Source organism: Arthrobacter sp. UYCu723, assembly GCF_054059215.1.
The window spans coordinates 2,459,273-2,473,842 of sequence record NZ_JBSSBW010000001.1 but is presented as its reverse complement, the minus strand read 5'-3'; the positions used below and the strand labels follow the sequence as shown (position 1 = coordinate 2,473,842).

Annotated in this window: 15 protein-coding genes and 1 pseudogene; 7 read left to right on the top strand and 9 right to left on the bottom strand. The window is 67.0% G+C overall.

The annotated features are described in order from the left end of the window. Positions 1 to 42: 42 nt before the first annotated feature. Complete coding sequence (locus tag ACVWZ8_RS11625) at positions 43 to 507, top strand: Lrp/AsnC family transcriptional regulator (RefSeq protein WP_426979161.1); 465 nt, start codon at positions 43 to 45, stop codon at positions 505 to 507. Positions 508 to 549: 42 nt separating this feature from the next. On the opposite strand, the gene galU is transcribed toward ACVWZ8_RS11625, so the two are convergent. The 7 genes from galU to paaA all read right to left on the bottom strand — a co-directional run bounded on the left by galU (position 550) and on the right by paaA (position 6,444). After that, on the bottom strand, positions 550 to 1,440 hold the full coding sequence (gene galU, locus ACVWZ8_RS11620; RefSeq protein ID WP_456504720.1) for a UTP--glucose-1-phosphate uridylyltransferase GalU: 891 nt from the start codon (positions 1,438 to 1,440) through the stop codon (positions 550 to 552). A gap of 98 nt (positions 1,441 to 1,538) precedes the next feature. After that, on the bottom strand, positions 1,539 to 2,318 hold the full coding sequence (locus tag ACVWZ8_RS11615; RefSeq protein ID WP_426979163.1) for an enoyl-CoA hydratase/isomerase family protein: 780 nt from the start codon (positions 2,316 to 2,318) through the stop codon (positions 1,539 to 1,541). Between the two features lie 55 nt (positions 2,319 to 2,373). Continuing rightward, positions 2,374 to 3,600, bottom strand: coding sequence for a 1,2-phenylacetyl-CoA epoxidase subunit PaaE (paaE, locus tag ACVWZ8_RS11610; protein WP_426979164.1), 1,227 nt, complete (start codon positions 3,598 to 3,600; stop codon positions 2,374 to 2,376). Positions 3,601 to 3,615: 15 nt separating this feature from the next. After that, positions 3,616 to 4,188, bottom strand: coding sequence for a 1,2-phenylacetyl-CoA epoxidase subunit PaaD (paaD, locus tag ACVWZ8_RS11605; RefSeq protein ID WP_426979165.1), 573 nt, complete (start codon positions 4,186 to 4,188; stop codon positions 3,616 to 3,618). A gap of 2 nt (positions 4,189 to 4,190) precedes the next feature. Continuing rightward, on the bottom strand, positions 4,191 to 5,105 hold the full coding sequence (gene paaC / locus ACVWZ8_RS11600; RefSeq protein ID WP_456504719.1) for a 1,2-phenylacetyl-CoA epoxidase subunit PaaC: 915 nt from the start codon (positions 5,103 to 5,105) through the stop codon (positions 4,191 to 4,193). Beyond that, the gene (gene paaB / locus ACVWZ8_RS11595) at positions 5,102 to 5,416 is read right to left on the bottom strand and encodes a 1,2-phenylacetyl-CoA epoxidase subunit PaaB (protein ID WP_456504718.1); all 315 of its coding nucleotides are present in this window, start codon (positions 5,414 to 5,416) and stop codon (positions 5,102 to 5,104) included. The genes paaC and paaB overlap by 4 nt, the downstream gene beginning before the upstream one ends. Beyond that, complete coding sequence (gene paaA, locus ACVWZ8_RS11590) at positions 5,413 to 6,444, bottom strand: 1,2-phenylacetyl-CoA epoxidase subunit PaaA (RefSeq protein ID WP_456504717.1); 1,032 nt, start codon at positions 6,442 to 6,444, stop codon at positions 5,413 to 5,415. The genes paaB and paaA overlap by 4 nt, the downstream gene beginning before the upstream one ends. 220 nt (positions 6,445 to 6,664) lie before the next feature. Here paaA and ACVWZ8_RS11585 point away from each other — a divergent pair, with 220 nt between their 5' ends. Continuing rightward, a complete protein-coding gene (locus ACVWZ8_RS11585; RefSeq protein WP_456504716.1) occupies positions 6,665 to 7,750 on the top strand; it encodes an LCP family protein in 1,086 nt (361 codons plus the stop codon). A gap of 25 nt (positions 7,751 to 7,775) precedes the next feature. Beyond that, complete coding sequence (locus ACVWZ8_RS11580) at positions 7,776 to 9,992, top strand: S9 family peptidase (RefSeq protein WP_456504715.1); 2,217 nt, start codon at positions 7,776 to 7,778, stop codon at positions 9,990 to 9,992. Between the two features lie 72 nt (positions 9,993 to 10,064). On the opposite strand, the gene ACVWZ8_RS11575 is transcribed toward ACVWZ8_RS11580, so the two are convergent. Both ACVWZ8_RS11575 and ACVWZ8_RS11570 read right to left on the bottom strand, forming a co-directional pair. Continuing rightward, positions 10,065 to 10,643: a GNAT family N-acetyltransferase gene (locus tag ACVWZ8_RS11575; RefSeq protein WP_456504714.1), complete on the bottom strand. Its 579-nt coding sequence runs from the start codon at positions 10,641 to 10,643 to the stop codon at positions 10,065 to 10,067. Between the two features lie 87 nt (positions 10,644 to 10,730). Next, positions 10,731 to 10,874 (bottom strand): annotated as a pseudogene (locus ACVWZ8_RS11570) (AAA family ATPase); the annotation flags it as partial. 186 nt (positions 10,875 to 11,060) lie between these two features. On the opposite strand from ACVWZ8_RS11570, the gene ACVWZ8_RS11565 reads away from it, so the two are divergent. From ACVWZ8_RS11565 to ACVWZ8_RS11550, 4 genes are all read left to right on the top strand, one after another. Beyond that, complete coding sequence (locus tag ACVWZ8_RS11565; protein ID WP_426979172.1) at positions 11,061 to 11,606, top strand: hotdog fold thioesterase; 546 nt, start codon at positions 11,061 to 11,063, stop codon at positions 11,604 to 11,606. A gap of 16 nt (positions 11,607 to 11,622) precedes the next feature. After that, positions 11,623 to 12,951 carry a phenylacetate--CoA ligase PaaK gene (paaK, locus tag ACVWZ8_RS11560; RefSeq protein WP_456504713.1) on the top strand — a complete coding sequence of 443 codons (1,329 nt, stop codon included), beginning with the start codon at positions 11,623 to 11,625 and terminating at the stop codon, positions 12,949 to 12,951. A 30-nt stretch (positions 12,952 to 12,981) separates the two neighbouring features. Further along, on the top strand, positions 12,982 to 13,587 hold the full coding sequence (locus tag ACVWZ8_RS11555) for a TetR/AcrR family transcriptional regulator (RefSeq protein ID WP_456504712.1): 606 nt from the start codon (positions 12,982 to 12,984) through the stop codon (positions 13,585 to 13,587). A gap of 68 nt (positions 13,588 to 13,655) precedes the next feature. Next, complete coding sequence (locus ACVWZ8_RS11550; RefSeq protein ID WP_456504711.1) at positions 13,656 to 14,510, top strand: DUF427 domain-containing protein; 855 nt, start codon at positions 13,656 to 13,658, stop codon at positions 14,508 to 14,510. The last annotated feature ends 60 nt before the right edge of the window (positions 14,511 to 14,570 follow it).

Below are 14,570 nucleotides of genomic sequence, written 5' to 3'. Positions count from 1 at the left end.
ATCGTAAGTGTGAGCTGGATTACCGGCAGGGGTTGTAGACGAATGGCAGAGGCCGAGGCGGACCAGGCAGCGGTGCCGCTGGATGACGTGGACCGGAATATCATTGCCGAGCTGACCCGGGACGGCAGGATGTCCGTGACCCAGGTGGCGGAGAACGTCCACATCTCGCGCGCCCACGCCTACACGAGGATTGCCCGGCTGACCGGCGAAGGGGTCCTGACCAAGTTCACGGCACTCGTGGACCCCATCAAGGCCGGCCTGAAGTCATCGGCCTACGTGACCCTCAAGGTCCGCCAGCATTCCTGGCGGGAGCTGCGGGAACTGCTGCGCGCCATCCCTGAGGTGCACCACATCGCATTGGTGGGCGGGGACTTCGATGTGATCCTGCTGGTGCGCGCCGTGGACAATGTCGATCTGCGGCGCGTCATCTTCGACCAGCTCCAGTCGATGCCCGGGGTGCTCGACACCCAGACCTTCCTGGTGTTTGAAGACGTGGATACGCGGTAGCCCTTGTACGGGCACCGGCAGCTGCCTCAGCCGGCGGGTGCTTCAGCTGACGAAGGCCTTCATCCACGACCGCAGCTCCTCGCCGAACTCCACCCGTTCCGCGGCGATCGAAAGGACCGCCTTGAGGTAGCTCAGTTTGTCGCCCGTGTCGTAGCGGCGGCCCGTGAAGACCACACCGTAGACGCCGCCGCCCTCGGAGCCGGAGACGGCGAGGGTCTGCAGCGCGTCGGTGAGCTGGATTTCGCCGCCGCGGCCGGGCTGCGTTTCCGCCAGGACATCGAAGACCGCGGGGTGGAGAACGTACCGGCCGATCACGGCCAGGTTCGAGGGCGCATCCGCGATGTCCGGCTTCTCGACCAGGCCGTTGACCCTCACGTGGTCCTCGCCCGGAACGGCTGACACGTCGGCGCAGCCGTAGGCGCTGATTTCGCCCGGGCACACTTCGATCAGTGCGACCACGGAACCGCCGGTCCTGGCCTGCACCGCAATCAGGGTGCTCAGGAGTTCATCGCGCTCGTCAATCAGGTCGTCGCCCAGCAGGACTGCGAAGGGCTCGTCGCCCACATGCTGGCGGGCGCACAGCACCGCATGGCCCAGGCCTTTCGGGTCCCCCTGGCGGACGTAGTGGAGCGGGCCCAGGCTGGAGGCGTGCTGGACCGCGGCAAGCCGGTCAAGATCGCCCTTGAGCTCCAGAGCGCGTTCCAGGCTGGGTTCCCGGTCGAAGTGGTCCTCGAGGGCACGTTTCTGGCGCCCCGTGATCAACAGCAGATCGGTCAACCCCGCCCGGACGGCTTCCTCCACGACGTACTGGATGGCCGGCCGGTCCACGACGGGCAGCATTTCCTTGGGCATCGCCTTGGTGGCGGGGAGGAAGCGTGTCCCGCGTCCGGCGGCAGGAATGACAGCCTTTGTTACCGGTTTCCCCGAAGTCATAACCGAACCCTATAAGCGGCTTTTCAAATTGAGAATGGCTTTGACAAAAGACAGGTACAGAGACAACTCGGTCTCCAGCAGCGCGGTCGTCTCGGTATTCAGCCCTTGAAAACCGGCGGCCGCTTCTCCTGGAAGGCGCGGAAACCCTCGGCGTAATCCTCGCTCCTGCACAGGCGCGCCTGCTCGGCGTTCTCCTGTTCCATGGCCTCCCACAGGCCCAGGCGCTGGTCCCGGATATGAGCCACGAGGTCCTTGCTGGCGTTGAACGCCCCGGTTGCGCCGGCGGCCACGGTGGCCACGATGGCACGGGTGTTCTCCAGCAGAGCGGCCGCCGGCATGGCCCGGCTGAACATCCCCTGCGCGACGGCATCCGCGCCGCTCATGAGCTCGGCGGTGTAGATCAGGTCCAGGGTCCGGTGCATGCCGAGGCGTTCGGTGAAGTACCAGTGGCCGCCGGAATCCAGCGTGGCGCCGAGTTTTGCGAACGGCGAACCGAACTTTGCGTTCTCCGCCACATAGACCACATCGGTGGCCAGCAGCAGCCCGAGCCCCACGCCGAGGCAGGCGCCGTGCGCCGCCGCGAAGGTTGGGGCGGGGAAGGCGCTCATCTTCTTCAGCAGCGGCTGGACGAGGCCGCCAAGGTACGCCTGCGCGTCGTCGCTTTCCGGGGTGACCCCGGCGATATCCCGGCCCGCGCAGAAGGCGCGCCCCTCGCCGCGGAGCAGCAGCGCCCGCACCTCGCCGCGCGCGGCGGCGGCAGCGGCGTCGTCGTATGCCTGTGACAAATCCCTGAGGGCCTGCTCGTCCAGCGAGTTGAGCTTGTGGGGGGCGTCAAGGACGATCTCGGCGATGCCGTCGGCGATGGAGAGGGAAATCATGGGGCTCCTCGTTGGAGTGGGTCTCGTTGGAGTGGGTACAGGGTGGTGAGACAGCTCAGACGTCGAAGTCGACGGTGACTTCCGGCGTCGTCGGGTGGGACTGGCAGGTCAGCACGTAGCCCTTGTCCAGTTCATCCTGTTCCAGCGCGTAGTTCTCGTCCATCGTGACGGAACCGGTGACCAGCTTCGCACGGCACGTTCCGCAGACGCCGCCGGCACAGGCGAAGGGCACATCCGGCCGGACCCGCAGGGCCGCGTTGAGGATCGATTCGCGCGCGTGCGTGGGGCTGGCAACCTCGCCCTGCAGCCCGTCCAGCTTGAACGTGATCTTGTAGGTCTCCTTGGATTCGTCCGCGATCACGGGACGGCCGATGTTGCCCTCCGGGCGGTCCGGCTTGCCCGAGGTGAACAGCTCGAAGCGGACATGTTCGGGCTTGACGCCGCGCGCCGCCAGCGTGTCGCGGCACAGCTGCACGAGCTCGAAGGGCCCGCACAGGAACCATTCGTCGACGTCGTCAGCGTGGATGGCGGTGCCCAGCAGGGCCTGCAGCTTCTCGGCGTCGATCCGGCCGCTGAGCAGCGGCGCGATCCGCTGCTCGCGGGAGAGCACGTGGTGCAGCGCGAGCCGGGACGGGTACTTGTCCTTGAGGTCCGCGAGTTCCTCGAGGAACATGACGTCCATGGCGGCCTTGTTGGCGTAGACCAGGTCGAAGCGGGTTTCAGGGTGCGCGGCGAGCAGGGTGCGGGCGATGGCGATCACGGGGGTGATGCCGGAACCGGCGGCGATGGCCACGAAGGAGCCGGGCTCCCCCGCCATATCCTGCGGGTGGTTCATCGAGTTCATCACATTCTGCTCGACCGGCTTGCCGTCGCGGCCGTGCTTGGAGACGAAGGCGCCCATCGGGCTCATGACGTCCAGCGCGTCGCCGGCCTTGAGTTCGGCGTTGGCCCAGGTGGAGAACAGGCCGCCCAGGTCCTTCTTGATGGCGACACGGATCTCGCTGCTGCCGTCCGCGAAGCTGCGCGGTTCGGCGCAGATGGAGTAGCTGCGGCGGATCTCGTGCGGCTCACCGCCCTCGTCCGGCAGGGTGGCGCGCAGGGCCACGTACTGGCCCGGGAGGTAGTCGAACTGCCCGGCCAGCTCCGCCGGAACCCCGAAGGTGACCTCGATGGCGTCCTCGGTGAGCCGGCGGACTTCCGCCACCGTCAGGGTGTGGAAGGACGCACGACGGCGGCCGGTGGCGGCGGCCGATTCGGCTGCGGTCTGGCGGACAACAGTCATGGGAGCACCTGTTCCTTACAAAACTTTGAAGTAGTCGAACGGTTCCTTGCAGTCCTGGCAGACATACAGCGCCTTGCAGGACGTGGAACCGAAGCGGGTGAGTTCCTTGGTGTTCAACGATGAACACTGCGGACATTTGACGGCCAGGGACAGCCGGACCGGACCGGCGTGCCGGACTGCTTTTCCATCAACAGCTGTCTGGCCGGAGGGCGGGGCGATGCCGTACTCCTGCAGCTTGGCCTTGCCGGCCTCGCTCATCCAGTCCGTGGTCCACGCCGGCGAGAGCACCAACTCGACATGGACGATCGGGTAGCCTTCGCGGGCGAACTCCGTCTGGAGGTCATCGCGGATGGCGTCCATGGCGGGGCAGCCGGAGTAGGTCGGCGTGATGGTGACCTGGACGGCTGGGACCACTCCGCCGTCGTCGAACAATTTGACGTCGCGCAGGATCCCCAGGTCCGCGATGGTGAGGACCGGGATTTCCGGATCGCAGACGGTGGCGGCGAGGTCCCAGGCTTTTTGCTCCGGGGATCTCTGACCGGCGGTGCGTTCGCTGGCGGCAGCAGCGGTGGGGTGGCTGACGTACATGGTTACCAGCTGGCTCCGGGGTACTCGCGGGCGAGCACCTGCATTTCGGCGAGAAGATAGCCCAGGTGCTCGGAGTGCAGTCCACGGCGGCCGCCGCCGGGCGCGGGCTGGACCTGCGGGATCTCCAGTTCCGCTTCGGCGAGGATCTCCCCGGTCAGGCGGTCGAAGTCGGCCCGCAGGCTGGAGGGCTCGACGGCGGCACCGGACCCGCTGAGGCGGCCGGTGAGCTCGTCATCGCGGAACAGTTCGTCCACATACGGCCAGATGACCTTGAAGGCGCGGATCATCTTCTGCCGGGATTCGTCCGTTCCGAGGGCCAGGCGCAGGACCCACTGGGCGCTGTGGTCGCGGTGGTAGTCAACTTCCTTGACGGCCTTGGCGGCAATGCCGGCCAGGGTGGGGTCGGTGGACTCTGCCAGCCGGCGGTACAGCTCGAACTGGTAGTAGCTGACCACGAACTGCCGGGCGATGGTGACAGCGAAGTCGCCGTTGGGGAGCTCGAAGATCTGGACCGAACGGAATTCGGGTTCACGGCGGAAGTAGGCGAGGTCGTCCTCGCTCCTGCCGGAAAAGCCGCCGGCGTAGCTGAGGAAGGAGCGGGCGTGGCCCAGCTGGTCCAGGGCGATGTTGCCCAGGGCGACGTCTTCCTCGAGCTCCGGTGCGCGGGAGATCCAGTGGCCCAGGCGCTGAGCCAGGATCAGGGCGTCATCGCCCAGGCGCAGGGCAAACTCGGCGACGTCTTCGCTCGGCTTCGCGGTGCCGCGGCTGGCGGCCAGCGCGATGTCTTCGGGACGGAGGGCATTGCCCGGCGTGATACGGGTGGCGCTGGCTGCGCCGTCCCCGCCGGCGCCGGCCACGCCGACGGAAATGTCCCCGTGCCCGCCTTCGTGTGCCTCGGTTTCAGGTGTTGTGCTCACAGGTGCTTCACGCCCTCACTCTTGGTGTAGTACGTGGCGTGGCGGTAGTCCTTGCCCTGGGGCGACTCGAAAAACGAGCCCTTGGCATCGGGATCGCTTGCGGCGATGGCGTCCGCCGGGACCACCCAGATGGACACGCCTTCGTTGCGCCGGGTGTAGAGGTCACGGGCGTTACGAAGGGCCATGGCGGCATCCGGGGCGTGCAGGGATCCGGCGTGGACGTGGGAGAGACCGCGGCTGGAGCGGACGAAAACCTCCCAGATCGGCCAGACGTTTCCTGCCGGAGATTCAGGGGTGTCGTTGCTTGTCATGCTGCGGATTCCTTCTCGGCTTGCTTGCGGCTCTGTTTTGCGGCGTAGGCCGCCGCGGCTTCGCGCACCCAGGCGCCGTTCTCGTGTGCTTCGCGGCGCCGTTCCAGGCGCTGGGTGTTGCAGGGGCCGCGGCCGGCCAGGACTTCGTGGAATTCGTCCCAGTCCAGGGGACCGTGCTCCCATTTCCGGGTTTCCTCGTTGAAGCGGATGTCCTTGTCCGGCAGCGTGAGTTCCAGGACCTTGACCTGCTCCATCATCATGCCGACGAACCGGTTGCGCAGTTCGTCGTTGCCGAAGCGTTTGATGTTCCAGGCCATCGACTGCTTGGAGTTGGGTGAGTCATCGTCCGGCGGGCCGAACATCATCAGGGCCGGCGCGTACCAGCGGTTCACCGCGTCCTGGGCCATCTGCTTCTGTTCGGGGGTGCCGTGGGAAAGTTCCAGCAGGATCTCGAAGCCCTGCCGCTGGTGGAAGGATTCCTCCTTGCAGACCCGGACCATGGCCCGGCCGTAGGGGCCGAAGGAGGCCCGGCAGAGCGGCACCTGGTTGGCGATCGCGGCGCCGTCGACCATCCAGCCGATGGCACCCATGTCCGCCCAGGTCCGTGCGGGGTAATTGAAGATTGAGGAGTACTTGGCCTTGCCGTCCATCAGGTCCTGCATCATCGCATCGCGCGGCTGGCCGAGGGTCTCGGCCGCGGAATACAGGTACAGGCCGTGGCCGGCCTCGTCCTGGACCTTGGCCATGAGGATGGCCTTGCGCTTGAGGCTCGGGGCGCGCGAGATCCAGTTGGCCTCCGGCTGCATGCCGATGATCTCCGAATGGGCGTGCTGCGAGATCTGCCGCAGCAGGGTCTTGCGGTAAGCCGGCGGCATCCAGTCGCGGGGTTCGATGCGGGAATCCTCCGCCATGACTTTGTCGAAGTAGGCCTGGCCGTCAGCGTCACGCCGGGCCGCATCTTCGGGGCTCTGTTCGTGCCGTGCCGGCGATGGCTCGGCGGGCACTGACTGCAGGGTCTGCGATGCCATGGTTGCTCCTATACGTTTTCCGATAAATAATTACCGACCGTTCGTTCAGAATATGCGGAAGTCGTCAGATGCGTCAAGCACCCGTGCGCCGGCGGTGGCGGGTCACCGGGGCGTGCTACCCGCCGCCACGGCCAGTCCGGACACCCGCCGCCACAGCCAATCCGGACAGCTTTAGCGCTGCCTGTCCCCGTTTGGGCCGCCCCGGTGGTAACGTCCGCGCATGGGTACGTCGCCGGAACCAGCAGGAGCAGCCGCGGGATCAGCCGCAGCACCGGGCGGAAAGAACCGCCGTCGGACAATCGTCGTCGCGATCGTGGCCGCCCTGCTGCTGCTCGCCCTGGCAGCCGCGGCGTATGTCCTGAGCCGGCCGCGGAGCGAGACGTCCGCTCCCGCGGACACCGCAGGCCCGGCACCGGCCGCCGCGCCGGCGTCGTCACCGGCGCCCAGCCCAGCTCCCACTCCCACTCCGGAACCTCCCGCCGTCGCCCTGAACATTCTGCTCGTGGGCAGCGACAGCCGGGTGAACGCCCGCGCGGAGGCCGCCGCCGGGGCCGCCTCCGACCAGCGCGGCGACGCCCTCGTGTTCATCCACCTCCCGGCGGACCGGCAGAGCATCTATGGCATCTCCATCATGCGCGACCTATGGGTGGACATCCCCGGGCGCGGCGCTGCGAAGGTCAACGCCGGACTTGAACTGGGCGGCCTGCCACTGATGACGCAGACGGTGGAGTCCTTGCTCGGCCAGCACATCGATCACACGGTGATGCTGGACTTCCAGGGGTTCGCTGCGCTGACCGATGCCCTCGGCGGGGTCGATGTGGACGTGAAGCAGTCCTTCACGTCCACGGTGGACGATGTGGTGTATTTTCCGGCGGGGGTGAACAAGCTCAGCGGCACCCAGGCGCTGTCGTTTGTCCGGGAGCGCCATGCCTTCCCCGATGGCGACTACCAACGGGTCCGGAACCAGCAGACCTTCCTGAAGGCCGTACTGGCCAAAATGGCGGGCGAAGGCGGCCTCGCGGACCGCGATACCGTCCGGCAGCTCGTCAAAACGGTGCTGCCGCATGTCACGCTGGACCCAAGCTTCACCCTGGAGTCGTTGGAGAACCTCGCCTACAGCCTCCGAAGCACGGCCCCCGGGCGCGGGGTGTTCTTCACGCTTCCGACGGCAGGCACCGGCACCAGCCGGGACGGCCAGTCGATCGTCCTGCAGGACCCCGCCGCGACCGCCGCGGTCTCCGCCGCGCTGACCGGTCAGAGCCTGGCTGACTACGTGGCGGCCAACAATCTGCAGAACGGAAACTGAACCACGCGAGCGGTAGATTGGGTCAATGACCCAGATTCCTGCGCAGCCCTCCCTGCAGCCACCCGTTGCCAAGAAGGTTCCGGCCCTCCGCACCCACCACGGCGACTCCTTCGAGGACAGCTACGAGTGGCTGCGCGACAAGGAATCGGCCGACGTCGTGGAACTCCTCAAGGCCGAAAACGCCTACCAGGAAGCGGTGACGGCCCACCAGGAGCCGCTGCGCGAGGCCATCTTCCAGGAGATCAAGGGCCGCACCCAGGAGACGGACCTCTCCGTACCCAACCGCAAGGACGGCTGGTGGTACTACACCCGCTCGATGGAGGGGAAGGAATACGGCATCCACTGCCGCGTCAAGGCCGTGGATACCGGGGACCCCGTGGCGGACTGGACTCCCCCGGCGGTGGAGGCCGGCGTCGAACTTCCCGGCGAGGAGATCCTGCTGGACGGCAACATCGAGGCCGAAGGCAAGCCGTTCTTCGCCGTGGGCGGCGCCGCCGTGACCGTGGACGGGAACCTGTACGCCTATGCCGTGGACAACGCCGGCGACGAACGATTCACCCTGCGCATCAAGGACCTCCGGACCGGCGAACTCCTGCCTGACGTGATCGAAAACGTCTTCTACGGGATCGGCTTCTCCCCCGACGGCACCCGGATCTTCTACACCGTGGTGGACGATGCCTGGCGGCCCTACCAGGTGAAGTCCCATCTGCTGGGCGCCCCCGTCACCGGGGATGAGGTGATCTACCAGGAGGACGACGTCGCCATGTGGCTGGGCTTCGAGCTCTCCGCCGACCGGCGCCACCTCGTGCTGAGCATCGGCTGCTCGGAGTTCAGCGAGACCCGGCTGCTGCGTTTCGACGCGCCCGACGCCGGCCTGCGCACCGTGATCTCCCGGGACGAGCGGATCCTCTACGAGGCCGAGCCGTTCCTGCTGGCCGGCCCCGAGGGTGACAAGACCGAGCGGATCCTGCTGAGCCACAACAAGGACGCCATCAACTCCATGGTCTCGATCGTGGACCCGGCGGAGCTCGCCAAGCCGCCCGCCGAGCAGCACTGGACCACCGTCGTCGCGCATTCCGACGAGGTGCGCGTCAACGGCGCCGGCGTCACCTCGACGCACCTGGTAGTCTCCGTCCGCAAGGACACGATCGAGCGCGTGCACGTCCTGCCCCTGGCCGGCCTCGGCACCCCGGAGCAGGGCGCCCCCGTGGAACCCGCCTTCGACGAGGAGCTGTACACGGCCGGCGTCGCCGGCTCCGACTACGAGGCCCCCGTGATCCGGATGGGCTACACCTCCTACTTCACCCCGTCGCGGGTCTACGACTTCGTGCTGCCCACAGCGGAGAGGCCTGCCGGTGAACTGCTGCTGCGCAAGGAAAGCCCGGTCCTGGGTGGCTACTCGCCGTCCGACTATGTGGCCACCAGGGAATGGGCCGTGGCCGCGGACGGGACCCGGATCCCGCTCTCCGTGCTGCGCCACGCCTCCGTTGCGCGTGACGCGACGGCGGCCGGGCTCGTGTACGGCTACGGGTCCTATGAGCTGAGCATGGATCCGGGTTTCGGCATCCCCCGGCTCTCCCTGCTGGACCGGGGCATAGTGTTCGTGATCGCCCACATCCGCGGCGGCGGGGAACTCGGCCGGCACTGGTACGACAACGGCAAGAAGCTGCAGAAGAAGAACACCTTCACCGATTTCATCGCCGCCACTGACTGGCTTGCCGGCTCCGGCTGGGTTGATCCGGCGCGGATCGCCGCCATGGGTGGCTCCGCCGGTGGCCTGCTGGTGGGCGCCGTCGCCAACATCGCACCGGAAAAGTATGCCGCGATCGTGGCCGCCGTCCCGTTCGTGGACGCCCTGACCACCATCCTGGACCCGGAGCTGCCCCTCTCCGCGCTGGAATGGGAGGAATGGGGTAACCCCATCACGGACCCGGATGTGTACGCCTACATGAAGTCCTACACGCCGTATGAAAACGTCCGCGAGGTGGCCTACCCCAGGATCGCCGCCGTGACGAGCTTCAACGACACCCGGGTGCTCTACGTGGAGCCCGCGAAATGGGTGCAGCGCCTGCGCGAACTGAACACCGGCAGCGAGCCGATCGTGATGAAGATCGAGATGGAAGGCGGCCATGGCGGCGCCTCCGGACGCTACGTGCAGTGGAAGGAACGCGCCTGGGACTACGCCTTCGTAGCCGATTCCCTGGGCGCCACCGAGCTGCTGCCGGGAGCCGGGCTGAAGTAGCAGGGCGGGGCTGCGGGGCGCGCCGTTTGCCAGAGATGGCCGGAATGATGACTTTCATTCCGGCCATCTCCGTCATTTCGTTGAGTCCTTTGCCGGCTGCCGGGACTTCCATTCGTCATTGAGGATGGCGTAGACGACCTCCGTCGCCCACTGGTCCTTGTAGTGCCATTTGTCCACCTGCCGCGATTCCAGCCGCATGCCCAGCCGTTCACACAGCGCTGCCGAGTCGGTGTTGAGCGCATCGAGCTTGGCGTCGATCCGGTGGAAGCCCAGGTCCTCGAAGCCGAGCCGCAGCAGCGCGCCGGCCGCTTCCGTGGCGATGCCCCTTCCCCGCGCCTCCGGCGCCAGGCTCCAGCCGATCTCGGCCTGCCCGCGGCCGGGCAGCCATTTGAGCACCACCTCACCGAGCAGCAGTCCGGGGGCGTCCACGGTCTCGATGGCCAGGCAGATCCAGTCGCCCTCCTGCTCGAAGACGAAGTTGGCGTACTTGCCCACGGACTCCATGGACTTGGTGTAGCTCTTCGCCTCCCCAGGCAGGAACCGGGCGGTTTCGGGCAGCGAGTGGCAGGCGTGGTACGCGTCCAGGTCGGTGGCCTCAAAGCGGCGCAGCACGAGCCGTCCGGTGCGGATGGGCAGGTTCAGTTCCGTCATGGCCTAACCCGACACCCCGACGACGGCGGCGGTCGCCTCCGCGATGGCGCGTTCCTCGTCTGTAGGCACCACAAGCACCGGAAGGGCCGAGGCGGCGTCATGGCCGTGGACCACGGGTTTGACGAAGCCGATGCGGCCGGCATGCCGGTGCAGGGTGTCCGCCAGGCCCAGCGAGATCAGCGATTTGCCGGAACCCGGAGTGGTCGCGCTGACGTAGATTCCTTTGGCCATGGCCCGCCCTTTGCTGTGAAGTGGTGCTGCTCCGCTCCCAGCCTACTTTCTCTTGCCGACAAGCCTGCGTCCGGCCTCGATTGCGGTATCCGGCAGCAGCCTAATCCCGCGGCCGCTCTTGACAGCGGCCCCCCAAATGGGATTACCTAATGAACATTCGGTAAATAAAGCTGGAGGCAATGACGCATGGCTGAACTGACGATTTCCGGTGGCACCCACCCCATCCTGAAAGGCGACTACGCCTCGGAATGGATGGGCATCGAAGTAGTGGCGCTGGACGATGGACACGCCACGGTCCGGATGACGCTCCGGCAGGAAATGCTCAACGGCTTCGGCATGGCCCACGGCGGAATGATCTTCGCCTTCGGCGACACCGCCTTCGCACTGGCCTGCAACCCGGCCAACCCGAAGCCTGGCGCAGCCGGGATCGACACAGACACCATCACCGTTGCAGCCGGCGTCGACATCAACTTCCTGAAGCCGGCCTTCCGCGGACAGGTACTGACCGCCGTAGCCAACCGCCGCGCCAGCACCGGGCGCAGCGGCCTGTACGACATCCAGATCTACGCCGCAGACCCCGGCGCCACCCCGGTTTCGGCGGCATCCCCTGCCGGCACGGCCCTCCCGGCCACGCGACCGGGCGAACTCCCCACCGACACCGCCACCGATGCCCCTTCGTGGGAACTCATCGCCGAGTTCCGCGGCCGCAGCCGCACCATCTCCAAGAAATAGAAACAGGGAAACCCAGATGACCCAAGAAACCGTCGCCGCCACCAGTGATGCCGTCCTGGACCGCGAAGAAACCATCTCCCGCGACGAGCTCGAGGCGCTCCAGCTCAGCCGCCTGCAGCACACCGTGGCCTACGCCTACGACCGCGTTCCGCTGTACAAGCGCAAGTTCGACGAGGCCGGCATCCACCCCACGGATCTCCGCGAGCTCGCCGACCTCGGCAAATTCCCCTTCACCACCAAGGAAGACCTCCGCCTGGAGTACCCCTTCGGCATGTTCGCCGTGCCGCAGCACGAGGTGGCCCGGATCCACGCCAGCTCCGGCACCACCGGCCGCGCCACCGTAGTGGGCTACACCAAGAAGGACCTCGCCGACTGGGCCAAACTCGTGGCACGCTCGCTGCGCGCCTCCGGCGTCCGTCCGGGGATGAAGGTCCACAACGCCTACGGCTACGGCCTGTTCACCGGCGGCCTGGGCGCCCACGCCGGCGCCGAGGCGCTGGGCTGCACGGTGATCCCCATCTCCGGCGGCCAGACCGAACGCCAGATCACGCTCATCCAGGATTTCAAGCCCGACGCCATCCTGGCCACCCCCACCTACCTGCTGACCATCGCCGACGCCATGGTGAAGCAGGGGATTGACCCGGCCTCCACCTCGCTCAAGTACGCCGTGCTGGGTGCCGAGCCGTGGACCGAGGAAATGCGGCACGAGCTCGAAGTGACCATGAACCTCAAGGCCTGCGACATCTACGGGCTTTCCGAGGTCATGGGCCCGGGTGTGGCCGGCGAGGCCGTCGAGACCCAGGACGGCAGCCACATCTGGGAGGACCACTTCCGCCCCGAAATCGTCGACGCATTCGACCCGTCCAAGGTTCTGGGCGACGGTGAACACGGCGAGCTGGTCTTCACCTCGCTGACCAAGGAAGCGCTGCCGATCATCCGGTACCGCACCAAGGACCTCACGCGCCTGCTGCCCGGCACGGCCCGCCCCGCGCACCGTCGCATGGGCAGGATCACCGGCCGCAGCGACGACATGATCATCCTGCGCGGCGTTAACCTGTTCCCTTCGCAGATCGAGGAAATCGCGCTGCGCATCCCGGAGTTGAGCCCGCACTTCCAGCTCGAACTCACCCGCCCCGAGGGCACGCGCATGGATCAGCTGACCGTCAAGATCGAGCGGCGCGACGCCGTCACGGTCGAGGGCGCGGCCGCCGCCGCCAAGGTCCTGCAGCAGCAGATCAAGATCCACGTCGGCTCCTCCTGCACCGTCGACGTCGTCGAACCCGGCTCCCTCGAGAGGTCCAACGGCAAACTCCGCCGGATCTACGACCTGCGCCCCAAGGCCTGAGCTACTACCGATCGTGAGAAACTAGCGAGTATGCCCAGCACAGTAACCACCACCAAGCGCGGCCGCCCCGGATATGACCAGCAGTCGGTGCTGGTGATCGCCGTCGAGGTCTTCAACCGACACGGCTACGACGCCACCTCCATGGGAATCCTCGCCGAGAATCTGGGCATCTCCAAGTCCGCGATCTACCACCACGTGCCGTCCAAGGGCGAGCTGCTGAAGCTGGCGCTGGACCATGCCCTGGGCGGCCTTGAATCAATCCTCGACCAGCCCGCGGCCACGTCCGGTTCCGCCGATGCCCGGCTGGAGTTTGTGGTCCGCCAGACCGTCTCCGTGCTGGTGGAGCGGCTGCCCTTCGTGACGCTGCTGCTGCGCCTGCGCGGAAACACGGAGATCGAGCGCAACGCGCTGGAACGGCGCCGTACCTTCGACCACAAGGTCGCAGCGCTGATTTCCGAGGCCCGGGACGAGGGCTTGCTCCGCCAGGACATCGATCCCCGCACCGTCACGCGCCTGCTGTTCGGCACCATCAACTCGATCGTCGAATGGTACAAGCCCGGCGGCACGCTGTCCCCGGAAAAGCTGGCCGACGACGTCATCACCATGGCGTTCCACGGCCTCCACGTCCCGCAGTAGCCTCCGGCGCTCCCCACTTCCCTCAGAATCCCATTGACGGGACCTGGCGCCGGGGCCACGCTGTGAGGATGGCCACCAGACTATCCACGGTGCTCTTGGGCACCTTCCCCCAGCTGCGGTACGAACCCACAGCCAAAAGGATCCGTGCGAGCCTCGGCGGGATCCCAGTTGTCGATACCCTGCGGGCCTATCTGATCTGGGAACCGCGACGGATCACCCCGATCTTTGCGGTGCCGGAGGAAGAGCTGCTGGCGGACCTCGCCGCGCCGGGGCAGCCGCAAGCCGACGTCCCCGAGTTCGGGCATAAGTTCATGCTGGACGCACCTCCCGTCCTGGATCCGCGCACGGGCTTCGGCAGGCACACCTCTGAAGGTGAGGAGCTCGACGTCGTCACGGCCACCAGGACCGCGCCCCGGGCCGCGTTCCGCCCCGAGGACCCGGACCTGGCCGGCTATGTGGTGCTGGATTTCGGCGCTTTCGCGTGGCTCGAGGACGACGAGGAGATCATCGGCCACCCACGTGATCCGTTCCACCGCGTGGACATCCGCGCGTCGTCCGTGGATGTGGAAGTAGCGCTCGACGGCGTGACGCTGGCCAGCACAAACGGCGCGCAGTTGCTCTACGAGACGATGCTCCCGGTGCGGTACTACATTCCGCCGGCGGACGTGCGGCTGGAGCTGCTGGAGGAGAGCCCGAAGCGGACCGTGTGCCCTTACAAGGGTCAGGCCAGTTACTGGAGCTACCCGGATTCCGGGCAGGGCAGGAACCTCGCGTGGAGCTATGACCGGCGGTATCGCGATGCCGCCCAGATCCACGGCCTGATTAGTTTCTTCAATGAGCGGGTGGACTTGACTGTCGACGGTGTGCTCCAGCCCCGGCCCGTGACGCCCTGGTCCCGCCCGGACGGTCCGGGGGCACTTTGACGGCCGCGGCAGGCGTTTCGCTGACGAATACCGGCGTGTCCGCGTCAATGTGCCCCCGCC